Source organism: Wolbachia endosymbiont of Protocalliphora sialia (genome assembly GCF_053891855.1).
The window spans coordinates 1-14890 of record NZ_JAIUJX010000016.1 but is presented as its reverse complement, the minus strand read 5'-3'; the positions used below and the strand labels follow the sequence as shown (position 1 = coordinate 14890).

Genomic DNA, 14890 nt, shown 5'->3' with positions numbered 1-14890 from the left:
ATTAATTCGATTTTAACTCATGCTAAAAATAGTGGTATATTGCAAGATATTCTTGCTAATCACAATGCTGTAATATCTCCAACTCGTCAGACGTACAACTTAACACCACTTGGCTTTGCTATACATAAAGGTAATATTGAATGTATTAATTCTATTATAGTACAAATTAATGATATACCGCAATACATCTATGCTACTTTTCAACCAACTGCAGCGATTAATAAAAGAAATGCTAGGAGTGCATTAGATGATGTATCTATTTCTCCCAAGCGTGTAAGACTGCAAGAAAATAGCAGAACTTTTTGATTATTCCTTATTCTTTGCCCTTCCTTCACGCTTACGTTCATTCGCGCAGACGTATAGTTTTGTGAAATTACCTATATATATAACTCTACAAAAATTCTTTAGCATCACTCTAGTGTATATTGACACATTAGTTTTAATAATTAAACTACACTGACTTTAAAGCGAGGTTACAAAAATATGCTAAATCATCAAAATTTAACACGAAAACAAAAAGATTTGTATTTTCAGCTAAAAAGATCCATATGGAATGGAAGGAGCATCAGTAATATCTTGAAAGCAGCTTCAAGAAATGATTTACTAAAAGTTCTATATCACTGGATATACTACAGGATTTCCAACAGATGGAGGACGCACTTTAACACTGCTTAGCCTAGCTATACATAGAGACAATGATGAATGTGTTAATTCTATTTTAGAACAAGCTCAAAACAATGGTATACTACAAGATATTCTTACTACTGCAAATATTATAAACTATCAAAATGGTTTGATGTACACCTTAACATCGCTTGGCTTTGCCATACATCATAATAAGGGAAGGTATATTAATGTTATTTTAACAAAAGCCCAGGAAAATGGTATATTACAAGATATTCTTGCTTCTAGAAATATTGTACAGTATTTAAGTATTATAGCGTATACTTTAACGCCACTTAACTTTGCTATATATAAAGGCAATAACGAATGTATCAATTCTATTTTAATACGAGTTCAAAATAGTACCATGCTACAAGATGCATTTACTGAAGTAAGTACTGTACTGTTTCCATATGGTAGATATACTTTGAATGCTTGTGAGCTAGCTATAGTTGTTAATGAGAACAATGCTAGTATTAGGACTGCATTAGATAATGTATCTATTTCTTCTAGGTATGTTAGAGAAAATAGCAAAGTTAATTAATTTCTTAAGTAACTCTTTCTTGCAAGTACTACTTTTTTATGTATCTGTTCAGGCAATGGCGTTAACTTAAGAGAATAAATTAGCAAGCTCTCCTAAAGGCATGATGGCGTTTAGGCTTATCTACTTTATTGCGGCTATACAATCTTCACGTTAACTTTAGTGCGTATTTTAAAAAGGGCTTGAAAGTTTTTTGGTGCTAATAAGCACCTGATAAAGTTTCTGTCTCATTACACCAAATAAAACTGAAAAATTTAAACGATACTCAGCAATTTGATCTGGGTTCCAAGGCTCTTGTGCATCACACATATGAAGTATTGCACATGACCAAGTTTGCACAAAATTCTTGTTTCTAAATTTATCCCAGAAAAATTCTCTAATTCTGCTTCTACTTTGAGTCGTTTATAGCACTCCTCTATGTGACACCTTAATAGATAAGCTTTACTGGTATCTTCTTTATTGAAATAAAATAGAAACCAAAGGTCCTATTTTTTACAGTATTTTACTCCTTAACATCTTTTCTTAAGTTGACGCTATTGGGCTTTGTTGCATCGCTATCTACGATGGATAAAAGATAAAAATGTAGAATATCAATAGCTTATTATTCTAGCATTTATAGTAAGGACAGTCAGTAAATATCTAAATTTAAGTAAAGTTATCTAAGTGGGAAAAGTCGCCTCTCCCCACTCGACTTCAGAACCGTACGTGAGACTTTCGCCTCATACGGCTCCTCTATAATTTGGTGCTTGTCATGCACACTTTCTATGTAATTCATCGTGACAATGTCCATGTAACAAGGATAAATTCTTTTTCATATTATTACGTCTGTTTCGGTCAATATGATGTGTTTCTAAGATATCATCATTTTTAAACCAAAGTTGACAATGACCACATTTACCTTGTTGTAACTTCAACAATTTTATTACTCTTGGTAGTTTATCTGGTATCTTCCTTAAACGATTACCCCAATAAACCCAATCGCCATCATATAGAGACTTGGTTCCTTTCACTTTGACATGCCTTTTAATAGCATGATCTCCGTGCTTAATAAGAAGAACTTTGTTATTTGTCATAAATCGCCAATTATCGTTTTTATACTTTTTAAAGTATTTATTTTTAATCCAGTATTTTCCTTTGGTTGGGTGCCTGTAGACTGCCCACTTCCAGATGTTTCTAAACATTACACTGTCAATAAACCTAAAGGTCTTGTTTGACACAACCGAAGAATAATATTTGCTCCACCCTCTAGTAATTGGGTTAAGCTGTCTTATTACTGTTTCTTGTGTTGATCCTCTTAATCCTCTAATCTTATGTTTTATAGTGAGTGTATGCTGTTTTCTGGATTCACGACTTGGTTTGACTAATAATTTATAACCCCTCTTATTATTTTTCGTAGAGTAATGCCTTATTGAGAAACCAAGAAAATTAAATCCTGGCTTTTCTCCATTTTGAGTATGAGAAATCTTTGTTTTTGAAGGTTTCAATTCTAGTCCAATGGTTTTGAGCCATTCTTCAACTATCATTTTTGCCTTCAGAATGATTTCCTTACTCTCATGTATGATGTAAAGTCATCTGCGTAGAAAATTACACTTAATGAGCTTTTTGCTTCTCTACTGCTTGCAACACCACATTTCATCTTCCTATATTGAAGAAGTTCACTCCATAACGTTTCTTTGATATATTGTTCTAATCCATTTAATGCAACACAAGCAAGTAACGGTGAGATCGTCCCTCCTTGAATTGTACCACGTTTTGTGGATTCAAATTTTCTGTTTTCCATTACTCCAGCTCTTAACCATCCTTTTATAATTCTTCTAAAGGTTGGTGTAGTGTTAAGTTTTTCCAACAGAGCATTTTGATTAATATTATCAAAACATCCAGAAATATCAGCATCTAAACAGTACGCTGTTTTCCAATTCAGTGAATTAAATATGGCTTCAATAGCATCATGACATGACCTACCAGGTCTAAAACCATACATGTTCGGTTCAAATCCTACCTCCCACTCTGGCTCTAGTGCCATTTTCATAAGTGTTTCTTTTGCCCTATCTGAGATAGTAAGTATACCAAGAGGGCGATATTCTATTGGTTTTCCAGGTTTTGGAATCCAAACACGTTTTGATGGTTTCGCTTTTTCTCTAACATTTAAAGAATATGCTAATTGCAATCTTTCTTTATGATTAAGATTTGCTTTTCCATCAATACCTGCAGTTTTCTTCCCTCTGTTATCTTGAGTTACTTTTCTGACAGCAAGTAGTTTTGCACTTATTGAATTGAGTAATAATCTTTGAAGTTTATGTACCTTCTTCTTATCATTACATATTGCAGCTTGGTAAATTCGCTTTTGTAGCTTAAATACAAATTTCTCAACTTTACGCCAAGGAATTGTATTCCATTCATACCTAACAAATTGTTGGTCTATAACATATTTACTACTATTCACAACTTTACCCTCCAAATTATAGTGTCCACGTCTGCATATCCCAAATATTACTTTGGGCATTAGCTTCTTGGACAATCCCTCCAATGTAAGTGCTTATGGCTGGCTGCCTACTTACATTCAAATGAATATAAGAGCACCTATATGGTTATCCCGTTTCACGATTTTGTTTCGTGTTAGACTTAGGTTCTTACTTTTTACCGGAAGCTGAGAACATCTATAATCAAAGACATCTAACTTTAATTCCTCGTATGCTTCATACCATTTTGGTCTATGCGTAAAACAACCTTAATTTCGCATATTCAATATAACGACAATTCAATCATAAGTTTCTCTCGTAACCATATCTAACTCTGTTTGCAGGAGTTTGCTATAAGGTTTAGCATTACCTGCTTTTATCTCATGCTTGCATCCTAAAGGTTGCCATTCTTTAAAATGTGAGACATACATTATCCCTGATGTCTAGGGAAGATGGAATCTAACCATCACAAAATCGCAACTTCGGGTCGCACCGATGTTGTATTATCTATCTCAACATCTATTAATTCTCCTTCTTGCATAGCATTTTCGCCAGCTTTCTCTAGTTCTTCTAGTCTCTCATCTATCTGTGGCTGAACTTCTGGCTGTAGCTCATTATAGATTTCACCTATTAGTTTATTCTGCAATAAAGTATCATGAAAATCTGCACCACTTAGCATTAATTTACGCATTATCTTTTTTCGATCAGTCTTATCAAATTTATGAAAATGTGTACCCAATACTACATACTCTGCAATGCTCCATTCCCCATCGTTATATGCATTTATTCTTGCTCCAGAGGCTAGTACTTGGTCTATAGTTTTGTGCAATTCATTTACGTTTTTTGCCTCTACCACTTCACTTTTAAACCAGCTCAACTTTTCGCTTTCGCTTAGAGGTTGTCCGGAAACTAGTAAAAGGCTATAACATCTGAAATTTAAGTAAGGGGTAAAGATGAGAAAAAAGTATCCAACAGACCTAAGCGAAAGGGAATGGGCAAGAATAGAAAAACACTTCAGAGTATCATACAAGAAGGGAGGAAGGCCGCCAAAGTATAGCAAAAGAGAAATATTAGAAGCAGTTTTCTATGTATTGCGTACAGGGTGTCAATGGCGATATTTACCAAATGATTTTCCGCTATGGAAGACTGTGTATGAGCAGTTCAGGCAATGGAAGAAGCAGAGAATTTTTGAGAAAATGAATTATGAAATTACAAAATATAGTAGAAGAAAAATAGAAAGGAATGAGCAGCCGAGTGCCTGTATAGTAGATAGTCAATCTGTAAAGACTACAGAAAAAGGGGGATCAAAGGCTATGATGGAAGTAAAAAAGTAAAGGGTAGAAAAAGGCATATAATTACAGACACTCAGGGTTTTATAATAGGTTGTTATGTAGGCGCTGCTAACGAAAATGATAGAGATGGTATTAAAATAGCATTAAACAATATGAGAACAAAATATACTAAAGTTAAAAAAATGTGGGCTGACATGGGATACCAAGGAAGAAATTTAAAGAATCACATAAAGGAAGAATATGACATAGATATTGAAATTGTTAAAAGGCCTCCATGTAGATTTTGGGTGCACAAAGATACGCCACCTGAGCTACTACCAACAAGAGAACAAGGGTTTAAAGTACAGCCAAGAAGATGGGTTGTAGAAAGGACTTTTGCTTGGATTAATAGGAATAGAAGGCTATCGAAGGAGTATGATTTACTCACAACATCCACTGAGAATTTCATATACCTAGCTATGAGTAGGGTTATGTTAAAGAGGAAATATGCTTGAATTTACTAGTTTCCGGACAACCTCTTATACCAAATCTCATTGCTAACAAGACAAATTAGAAACAGCCCTTTTTGACTATAATTGAAGAGTTTAAGCAAATTCATAATATGTTCTATTTGTCTTTCCAATAACAAAATTAGTTGTAGATAAAATTACGGGTAAGCTCTTCAAGCATCTGAGGGTTTACCCTATTTTTTTATTACAAGCATTGGAATACATTATATATTATAACTTCAACTAGAAGTTGATAGAATATATAAAAAATCATACCACTAATAATTGAATTATGTTCCTATTCCTGCGTTACTGAATCAGTAATCAGAAATTAAGGAATGAAAAATACCTCTAGAAACCTAAACTTTATACTCTCTATTCCTAAAAGTGTTCCTAGAAAGCACCCCTCTAAAGTTGGCCATTATGGCTGATTCTACGTTCCTAAAACCCTTATATTATTATATAATATATATGAGTAATAAATAAAAGTAATAATAAATATAAATAATAGTAAATTACAAACAGTATAAAATGTTAATGAAAGTAAAAAGACTACAAAAATATTACTAAGATATTTAAATTGAATAAAAAAGAACAAATGACTGACAATAGCGTTTTTAAAAGATTCTACGACTTTAAGGTCAATTATCTACCTTGAACTAAAGAACGCTTATAAACCACATTAAAACCGATTAAAAGGCAATTAACACTACATTTTAACTTCGCAAAAGATTCCTACCTAACTTTATCATGTTTTATTTTAGTTATAAAGAAATTTTTTTTAAAGCTGAATTAACTTGAAAGAACATAAAAAACCTAACAAACAGTGGAAGGATAAACATGCTGAGTTTTAAAATCAAAGTCTTTAGTAGATTTAAAAGGCCTAATCATTTTTGTCTTTTTGATGAGCTTTATCGAACCAATTTTAAAATTATTTAAACTTTTTTTGAAAAATTTCCGGAAAAAGTTGTGACTAATCCGGTATAATTATTATAGAGGACTATGAATTTTAGATGCTCCAGAAAGAAGCGGTTAAACAAATGCTTAGAAAAAAATAAAATGACCTTCAATTGCGTTTCAAGACGATTCTGTAATGAATTATACCACCTCTATGCAATAACGCTTGTTGTTTGTAAAGAAATTTCTTACAAGCCTGACAAAAAAATTCACCTTTCTTTATAGGGTTAAAAAAGTTTTATAAAATCTTTAATTCTTTAGTAGAAATCTTATTGGATCAACCTATTTTTCTTCTTTTCACCGAACCATGTCTGAACAAATTTTTCACATGGGGGATGCTTCAAGAAAAAAGGCCAGAATATCAATAGTTTTATTTTTTCATATGGGGGAACGAATTTTTCCCATGCCGTACAAAGTGAGGTTAAAACCCTTCATCCTTATTCCTTTCAATCTTTCATGGAGTGCTATATGCAATCTAAAAATAAATATCCTGGTATTGATCCTTCAATCATTAAACAAATACGAAAACGTGCTAGACAAATTAAATCTTATAAATGCTGTGTTAATTCTGATATTGAAGATATAAAGCAGCAGCTCTTATGTGAAACTTGGTCTGATTTAAGCCAGTATAATGGTGAAGAAAGTGGTAGAAATGCATTTATTCATAGTGTCATAAAAAACCATGCAATAAGCCTTCTACGCAAACAATCCTGTGCTAAACGTGGTAGTAAAGCAGGCGTAGCATTTGTTGATATTACTGACTTGGATGATGTTATTGATGAAAATAGTAATTTTGCAGATAAAGTAGCAGCTAGTGTTGATATAAACGAAGCAATTTCAAAACTACCAAAGCTCTGGCAGGACATTTGTTATCAGCTTGAATCTCATAGTATCTCTGAAATCGCAGAAATACATGGAATATCTAGAACAACCATCTATGACATTAGAGAACAAATACGCGCTAAACTTGCTCATCTCAAAATATATTTATGAAAATTTTTGAACAAATCGTCGTCATTTTGCGATTACATATTATGAAGGGGTAATAAAACTATGACTTTAAAAATAATAAATAGTGAACAAAGAGTAAAAATGGTAACAGGTGTGAAGATAGTAATCTTCGGACCATATGGAATTGGTAAGACCAGTCTGCTTAAAACTTTGAATGAACCGACACTTTGTCTTGATTTTGAAGCTGGGCTACTTGCTGTTCAAGATTGGCAAGGGGATTCTATAAGTATTCGTACCTGGAATCAAGCTCGCGATATTGCCTGCCTAATTGGTGGACCTAATCCTGCATTAAAATCTGATTCAGCATATAGTCAAAGACACTATGAGCATGTATTCAGTAAGTACAAAGATCTAGAATTCTCTAAATATAGCTGTATTTTTATCGACAGTATTACAGTAGCCTCGCGGTTATGTCTTTTATGGGCAAAAATGCAACCAGAAGCTTTCTCTGACAGAAATGGCAAACAAGACATGAGAGCTGCATACGGGTTACTTGCTCAAGAAATGATGGCTTGGCTCAATCAGTTTCAACATATTCCCAATAAAGATATCATTACAGTTGGTACGTTAGGTCAATATTTAGATGACTTCAATCGCCCAACTTGGCTACCACAATGCGAAGGAGCTAAAACTGCCAGTGAAATACCTGGTATTGTTGATGAAGTAATTAGCATGGTAAGCATCAAGAAGGATGATGGTACAGAGGTACGTTCCTTTGTTTGCCATACTATTAATTCTTGGGGATATCCTGCTAAAGATCGTAGTGGTTGCCTTGATATGGTTGAAGAGCCGCATTTAGGTAAATTACTTACAAAAATCAAAACTAAAACCTTTTCTACTTCTACTCAATTTATGCCACACAACTAACTTTTGGAGGTTACATATGTTACAAGACTTTTTAACTACTGGTCAAAAGATTCCCTTTTTCAGTATGAAAGAATATTTGAATGACCAATCACCTATACCGAAAGACATCGTCTCACCAAGAATTTTAACTCAGAGAAGTTTATTGGTTCTAGGTGGCCCTCCTAAAATAGGTAAAAGTGACTTTTTGATCTCTTGGCTTGTCCATATGGCTGCAGGTGTTTCTTTTCTTGGTATGACTCCAAGTAGACCTTTGAAAATCTTCTACATGCAAACTGAAATTGAATACGAATATATGAAGGAACGTTTGCAATGTCTTCAACTTGATCCAGAACTTTTGGCAATAGCTGCTAATAACCTAATAATTACGCCAAAAGTGCATTTATCATTTTGCCATGAAGAAATAAATTACATAAAAGAAATTGCGAAGGAACGCTTTAAGCCTGATATTTTGGCAGTGGACCCTCTGCGCAACATCTTTAGTAGTGAGTATGGCAATGAAAACGATAATAGCGCTATGCTATTCTTTCTGCAAAAAACTCTTGAAAAACTACGTAATGCTATTAACCCAAATGCTGGAATAATATTAACGCATCACACGAAAAAATTATCCAAGAAAATGCTCGAAGAAGATCCATTTCAGGGCTTAAGTGGTGCTGGATCTCTCAGGGGATTTTACACTACTGGCATGGTGATGGTTGCTTATGATGAGGAAAGTACCAGACGTCAAATAGTATTTGAGCTACGCAATGGTGAACGTGTGCCAAATAAACTTATCGATAAGATCAACGGTAGCTGGCAGCTTCTTGATCAATGGAATAACTGAGCTTTTTTTAAAAATCAATTGATATATAGGGGGCAACTTATGCTGCAAGATTTTTTAACTGATTTCAATAATGCGAAACTACAGAGTAGTTTAATACCTAAAGGTACAATAGTCAAGGTAAAAATGGCAATTAAGCCTGGTGGTTACGAAAATTGGTTCACTAAAAGCTATGATACTGGCAGCATCTATTTAAACGCTGAATTTACCGTCATTGAAGGTCCATACGCAAAATGTAAGATTTACAAATAATTGGTATTAAAAGTGGCAAATCAGAAGGTAAAGAAGATACTTGGGGAGAATCTGGACGTTCTATGATTCGCAGTATTTTAGAGTCAGCTCGTAATATTCATACAAATGACACATCAGAAAAAGCAGTTCTTGCGCGAAAAATCAACTCAATTGCAGATTTAAACGGCCTGGAGTTCACAGCAAAAGTAGGCATTGAGGCTAATAATACCTATGGAGATAGGAACAGAATTGCTACGGTCATTACTCCTGAACAAGAGAAAAATTCAGACGCTGATTGGATACCATTCTAAATAAATTGCAACTATTTTTATAGTAAATTAATCGGAGGTTACATGGAGTTTTGCATTACTGAATCAAGACAAGAGATAAAAATGTTATTGGCTCACAATATTAAAGAGTGTCTGTCTTACTTATTGCCTGGTGGTAAATTTGGTTATGGGTTCTATTCTGGAAATATTAATAAAGACCACTTGATGGTAGTGGCAGAAGGTAAGCAAACTGGCACTTGGTATAACTGTGATAAGAAAACTAACGGAGATATTATTGAACTCTGGAGCATAATAACCAATAAAACTGATTTTTCTGAGATTACCAGCCTTATAACCAAGTGGCTTAGTGAGCGTATAATAGCAAAATATAGCTACCTTGATAAAAATAATGAGGCTATAGCTTATGTTTATTTGTATAAAAACAATTATAGACATATATGGAATCTAAGAACCTCTAGGAATGGTCTGAAGCCATTATATAACATTCCCGGTATTATTAAGTCTGATGAAGTGATTATAGTTAAAGGTGAAAACCGTGCTGATAGTTTAATAAAGAGAGGTTTTACAGCAACAACTGCAATAGATGATGATATTGAGAAAACGGATTGGTCTATGCTAACAGATAAGCATATAATAATTTGGCCGGAAAAAGATGAACAATATGTTAAAAAAGTAGCAGTGGAACTAGACAATTTAGGTATGTCCTGTGAGAATCCTGAAAGTTTAGGTATATCATCTGAGAACCGTGAAAGTTTAAGTGTATTATCTGAGAAAAAAGCATTTCCTGCTAGTCATTATCTAAATGATAAATCTCCATCACCAGAGGATATAATTTTACCGAGAATTCTTACTCCTGGAGGACTTTTACTACTTGGAGGAGCTCCAAAGGTTGGCAAGACTGATCTACTGCTTTCTTGGTTAGCACATCTGTCAGCGGGACTACCGTTTTTGAGTATGGTTCCAATTAGACCATTAAAGATCTTTTATCTTCAAACTGATCTTGAATATCCCTACATTAAGGAACGGCTACAACAATTGAAATTTGATGATAAATCTCTAGAATTAATATCAAAAAATTTAATTATTACACCAAAAACAAGCTTACTTTTGAATTCTCAAGGAGTAGAAGAAGTAAAAGATATTATAGCAGAGAGACTAGACGTTAAAACAGTTGATATCATTGCTATAGATACACTACGTGGTGTTTTTGATTTCAATCAATATAAAGGAGAAAATAGTAATAGCTCGATGTTTTGTTTTTTAAAAGATAGAGTTGAAAAATTGAGGTCTATAACAAACCCTAGTTGTGGAATCATTTTAACGCACAATACTAACAAGGTATCGAAAAAGTCATTAGTAGAGGAACCATTTCAAAACTTTAGCGGAGCATCGGCTTTAAGAAGTTTTTATACTTCAGGGATAATGATGATCAAGCCAAACGGAGAACAAAATACTCGTCAATTGATATTTGAACTTAGAAATGGTAAATCTATTTTACCTATGCAGATCGAAAAAGTAAATGACAGTTGGCAAACTGTATCAGAAAAACCAACTGTAAAACAACGTCGAAAAAAAAGTTATGACATCATTTTACGGTTAATTAATGAGAGAGCAGCTAAGGGAAAATTTTATACTAAAAGCCAATTTTGCTATTTATTTGAAGATACATTTGGTTTGAAGAGTTGTCATTCCATTCGTAGATATGTTAACGCATTAGTTGCTTCAGGTTATATTAAATTCTATGAAAAAGAAATACCAGAGCGCGTAAAAGTTATGAAAGTGGCTGAGCATTTAACGAGGAGAGATATTTAATAACACTCATTTTTTAAGAACAATAGTAAAAGGATTAAGCCTGTAGCCATATTCCTTAGTACCTATCCCTGACCATGGCAGAGTTTGAATAATATCGTCTTTTTTGACATTTAAACCTAAAGTTATAGCCAATTTCTCTGCTATAGTTTTTTGCATTCTATTTATTGGTTTGCGAATTTGTTGTTCAACATCGTGAATGTTTTCTAAGCGATTTGCAATTTCTCCAACGTTTAAAGTTTTGTATTGCTCTGGAGAAATTCCACTTTTAAAGTCATGAAAAAATTGATCTAAGAAAACAAAAAATATTCTTCCAGACTTTGACTGTGTTTCGATAACTCCTATACCATTAACACAAATGTCATTGCCTTTAATATGGAGCTGAAAAGTCTTTTCTGCTGGAGTAGACTTAGTCTGTTGCAATGGAATGTAAGAATAGCAATTGAATGCCTGAAAAGAAACATTAGGTAATAATTCTGGTACTCCTTTTTCTACTGTTTGATGCAATACTTCATTTAAACTTTGATCTTCGCAAATTAGATCTGCTATAGGAACAATGTGTAGATTCAGTGGTGGCTTAAGACTCTCCTTATTAAAAGTTATTAAAGCAGTAGGGGTGGTTTTTAACTTATCCACAGCAGAGTATGAGTTATCAGGACAGCATTCGGGAATAATTAAGCTGATAAGGCTTGTGTCAACAATAACATAATAAACTCCGGTTGCTACTTTATTACAAGTAATCTTTAAACTTGCTAATTGCTTTTCAAACCATTCTATAACTTTCAAATGATTAACTTTTACCTCTAAAGAAAAGTAACGCTGTTTTTTATAAGTATCAGGTAAAATATCACGTTCACAGAGGTCACACATTATTGGGTTATCATAATCTTCATCATAATCGCTGACAATTTCTAATCTATTGTTGCAGAAAGGATTTATTACATGAAAATCAAACTCATCTTCATCATTAGCACAGATTATAAAGTAATATTCTCTTAAATTTACAAACCCAAGACTTGACAGGTATTGTGCAACTTCTAAATAATCTCTGCTAGGTGTATCATAAGAGTCACTCCACCGTAGCAGATTAGTAACTATTTGCCTGTAGAAAGTTGGATTTTGCTTTTGACAGAATGGTAAGTCCATAAGTATTGGAAAACATTAACTTAAAATCTTCACGTTCTTTTTTATCAAGTACGTGTTCTGAATAATTGATCGCTATATAGTCTGTATTGGCATGAAAAGATAGAGTAACTTTTTTGTTTCTAAATATCACCTTTATATGTTGAACAAGACTAATATTGTAGATTATACTGCCAATTGAAGGCTCTAACACCTTTAACCACTTTTCTATGGAATTTGTGTTTAATGTAAAATAAGTGCTTGGTTCAGGTGACGTAAACTTTAATTCAATTAATTTGATGTCTTTTATTAATTCATGTACACAGTCAGTCAAGAATGTACGCACTTGGGCAACTTTATTCTGATTACGTAGATTAATAAATGAGCATTCACGTTGAAAATATCGACTGGCAATGCTGTTTGCTATTTCTAAGCCACGTTTGAGGTTTTTAGTACACAAATTTACCTGATTGCTATTTAAAGAGAAGTCAAGAATAATCCAGTCAGGTTTGTAACCGTGTATTACTTGGTTTGAGCTAAGTACCAGGTCTGAATCACTAGCACGACGTATAAATAAGTAAATGCGGTCTTGGTAGTAAAAAAAACCTTTGAACTTACTTTCAAAGTTGTCATTTGCTAGAGAATCATGTTGAGTTAATATCTCTCGCAGTACCTCTTTCGACAAAAAATCTTTAAATGAGCTCTGTCTTTGTCTTGGAGGATTATTTAAAATAAATGATGAAAAACTTCTTTTTTGAACTTTATTAAAAAGAAAGACGTGCTTCAGCAAGTTATGGTCAATAAGAAAGAGAGTAAATAGTATAGATTTTTTATCATATTTTACATCGCCACTCAATATAGGCTTTGCTATCTCAATTATGGCTGAATCAGACTTCAAACGGCTAAAGTAGCTGATTAAATAATAATTAGGTAAATAATCAAGGTTGCTGTCGATAAGGAATTTACGCTTTTGCTGAACTGACCTATAGTCATAATAAGGACTATTATCAAACAAATGCTGTTGATAATTGAAGTGTTGTTTAAGAATAACATTTAATTGCTTATTATTAAGAGAGTTAATCCAACTTTTGCACAAATCAGGATTTTGAAAACTCAATAGTAACTCAGTAGCAGGAACTTCAAGATCATCTTCCCAGAATTCTTGATTGGCAATCATTATCCAAAAGAAAAAATATTATGACAACTGTAGTATATTAAACAGTTGCGTCAATACTACCATAAAAAAATAATAAAAAAAAATTGAACAAATTGAAGAGAAAAAGCGATTATATATAATAGGAGGGTTGAAAACAGATAATGTCAATTCTTACACAATCAGGCAGAGCAGCAATAGCAGCCAGCATAAAAAAGCAATCTATCCATCTTGCTTGGGGAAGTGGTGATGGAAGCTCTGGAAGTAGCCATAAAGTAGAAAAAACTTTCGTTAAGGGTGAAATAAAACTTGATCATCAACCTGTTAAAGATGTGAAGGTTGTTACAGGACAAATAATGCATCAGCCAAGTGTTGACTATACAGTTGATAGCAGTACTGGTGTAATTAAACGTACGGAAAATAGCTCTATTCCAGTAAGTGATAAAGTTACCATAGAGTACATTCAAAGCACACCACCTGAACCTATAAATTCTATAAAGCTCTTGAATGAACTTGGCAGACGTACTGCAGATGAAGTGCTATTCTGCACAGGTGATGAAAACGGCGAACTTATAACTCCTTCTGGAAGGTTTAGGCCTTCTGATGTACCAACCAATAATCTTTTTCTCAAATTCACTTTCGATTTCACGGATGCAGCAAATCGAGTGATCAGAGAGCTAGGGGTTATGGTTGGTACTAAAGTAAAAAAAGAATTACCTGAAGGACAGAGATATTTTGAACCTCAAGATATAGAAGACCATGGGATTTTATTGGTTTTGGAACATACCGTACCACTTATCAGAACATCTGCAACTCGGGAAACTTTTTCATTTGTTGTAACTTTTTGAAACAAAATGACTTTAAACGCCTATTATAACCGTTTTAATCCTGACAAAGAATACGAAAAAAGCTTGTTCCTGGCAGGAAGAGGTTTACAGTCTGCAGAATTAAATGAAACTCAGGAGTATGCTCTTTCTAAGCTTAAAGGCATAGGAGATGCAATATTTCGTGGTGGTGATGTTGTAACAGGAAGTAATTGTATTATAGATAGAGAAACTGGTAAAGTTACGCTTGAAGGAGGAAAAATCTATCTGCGTGGAGCAGTTAGAAAAGTCGAAAAAGAAGAGTTTGTTATTCCACTGAGTACCACAGTTTATAATGCACCCATTTGTCTAGACCATTTTTTT

General features: G+C 33.5%; 13 protein-coding genes and 5 pseudogenes. 11 read left to right on the top strand and 7 right to left on the bottom strand.

Annotated elements, in window-relative coordinates:
* From LB100_RS05290 to LB100_RS05280, 3 genes and pseudogenes are all read left to right on the top strand, one after another.
* Positions 1 to 306, top strand: a pseudogene (locus LB100_RS05290) (hypothetical protein); the annotation flags it as partial.
* A 310-nt stretch (positions 307 to 616) separates the two neighbouring features.
* A pseudogene (locus tag LB100_RS05285) lies at positions 617 to 754 on the top strand (WD_0033/WD_0034 family tandem repeat-containing protein); the annotation flags it as partial.
* 42 nt (positions 755 to 796) lie between these two features.
* Positions 797 to 1207 carry a WD_0033/WD_0034 family tandem repeat-containing protein gene (locus LB100_RS05280; protein ID WP_456201644.1) on the top strand — a complete coding sequence of 137 codons (411 nt, stop codon included), beginning with the start codon at positions 797 to 799 and terminating at the stop codon, positions 1205 to 1207.
* Positions 1208 to 1286: 79 nt separating this feature from the next.
* Here the strand turns inward: LB100_RS05280 and LB100_RS05275 are convergent.
* The 5 genes and pseudogenes from LB100_RS05275 to LB100_RS05255 all read right to left on the bottom strand — a co-directional run.
* A pseudogene (locus LB100_RS05275) lies at positions 1287 to 1668 on the bottom strand (IS4-like element ISWosp8 family transposase); the annotation flags it as partial.
* A gap of 285 nt (positions 1669 to 1953) precedes the next feature.
* Positions 1954 to 2727 carry a group II intron maturase-specific domain-containing protein gene (locus LB100_RS05270; protein ID WP_456201643.1) on the bottom strand — a complete coding sequence of 258 codons (774 nt, stop codon included), beginning with the start codon at positions 2725 to 2727 and terminating at the stop codon, positions 1954 to 1956.
* An 8-nt stretch (positions 2728 to 2735) separates the two neighbouring features.
* Positions 2736 to 3707, bottom strand: coding sequence for a reverse transcriptase N-terminal domain-containing protein (locus tag LB100_RS05265; RefSeq protein ID WP_456201642.1), 972 nt, complete (start codon positions 3705 to 3707; stop codon positions 2736 to 2738).
* 255 nt (positions 3708 to 3962) lie between these two features.
* Positions 3963 to 4094, bottom strand: a complete 132-nt coding sequence (locus tag LB100_RS05260) for a hypothetical protein (RefSeq protein ID WP_255521118.1) — start codon at positions 4092 to 4094, stop codon at positions 3963 to 3965.
* Positions 4095 to 4156: 62 nt separating this feature from the next.
* Positions 4157 to 4549: pseudogene (locus LB100_RS05255) on the bottom strand (hypothetical protein); the annotation flags it as partial.
* A gap of 67 nt (positions 4550 to 4616) precedes the next feature.
* Between LB100_RS05255 and LB100_RS05250 the strand changes: the two are divergent.
* The 6 genes and pseudogenes from LB100_RS05250 (at position 4617) to LB100_RS05225 (ending at position 11431) form a co-directional block, all read left to right on the top strand.
* A protein-coding gene (locus LB100_RS05250) for an IS5 family transposase (RefSeq protein WP_456200940.1) occupies positions 4617 to 5449 on the top strand; the annotation gives its coding sequence in 2 pieces (ribosomal slippage) (positions 4617 to 4986 and positions 4986 to 5449; 834 coding nt in all).
* A gap of 1419 nt (positions 5450 to 6868) precedes the next feature.
* Positions 6869 to 7393 (top strand): sigma-70 family RNA polymerase sigma factor, encoded by a 525-nt coding sequence (locus LB100_RS05245; protein WP_007301868.1) that lies wholly within the window; start codon positions 6869 to 6871, stop codon positions 7391 to 7393.
* A 60-nt stretch (positions 7394 to 7453) separates the two neighbouring features.
* On the top strand, positions 7454 to 8278 hold the full coding sequence (locus tag LB100_RS05240) for an ATP-binding protein (protein WP_012482039.1): 825 nt from the start codon (positions 7454 to 7456) through the stop codon (positions 8276 to 8278).
* A 16-nt stretch (positions 8279 to 8294) separates the two neighbouring features.
* Positions 8295 to 9101, top strand: coding sequence for an AAA family ATPase (locus LB100_RS05235; protein ID WP_141457089.1), 807 nt, complete (start codon positions 8295 to 8297; stop codon positions 9099 to 9101).
* 39 nt (positions 9102 to 9140) lie between these two features.
* Positions 9141 to 9640, top strand: a pseudogene (locus tag LB100_RS05230) (hypothetical protein).
* Positions 9641 to 9682: 42 nt separating this feature from the next.
* Positions 9683 to 11431, top strand: coding sequence for an AAA family ATPase (locus LB100_RS05225; protein ID WP_012482040.1), 1749 nt, complete (start codon positions 9683 to 9685; stop codon positions 11429 to 11431).
* A gap of 6 nt (positions 11432 to 11437) precedes the next feature.
* Here LB100_RS05225 and LB100_RS05220 read toward each other — a convergent pair whose 3' ends face one another.
* Together LB100_RS05220 and LB100_RS05215 are read right to left on the bottom strand one after the other, a co-directional pair.
* Positions 11438 to 12574, bottom strand: coding sequence for a hypothetical protein (locus LB100_RS05220; RefSeq protein ID WP_456201641.1), 1137 nt, complete (start codon positions 12572 to 12574; stop codon positions 11438 to 11440).
* Positions 12516 to 13727 (bottom strand): hypothetical protein, encoded by a 1212-nt coding sequence (locus LB100_RS05215; RefSeq protein ID WP_007301877.1) that lies wholly within the window; start codon positions 13725 to 13727, stop codon positions 12516 to 12518. Before LB100_RS05215 ends, LB100_RS05220 begins: the two co-directional genes overlap by 59 nt.
* Before the next feature lie 140 nt (positions 13728 to 13867).
* Here LB100_RS05215 and LB100_RS05210 point away from each other — a divergent pair, with 140 nt between their 5' ends.
* Together LB100_RS05210 and LB100_RS05205 are read left to right on the top strand one after the other, a co-directional pair.
* A complete protein-coding gene (locus LB100_RS05210) occupies positions 13868 to 14551 on the top strand; it encodes a hypothetical protein (RefSeq protein ID WP_456201640.1) in 684 nt (227 codons plus the stop codon).
* A gap of 6 nt (positions 14552 to 14557) precedes the next feature.
* On the top strand, positions 14558 to 14890 hold a 333-nt coding region (locus tag LB100_RS05205), incomplete at its 3' end, for a DUF4815 domain-containing protein (RefSeq protein ID WP_456201639.1).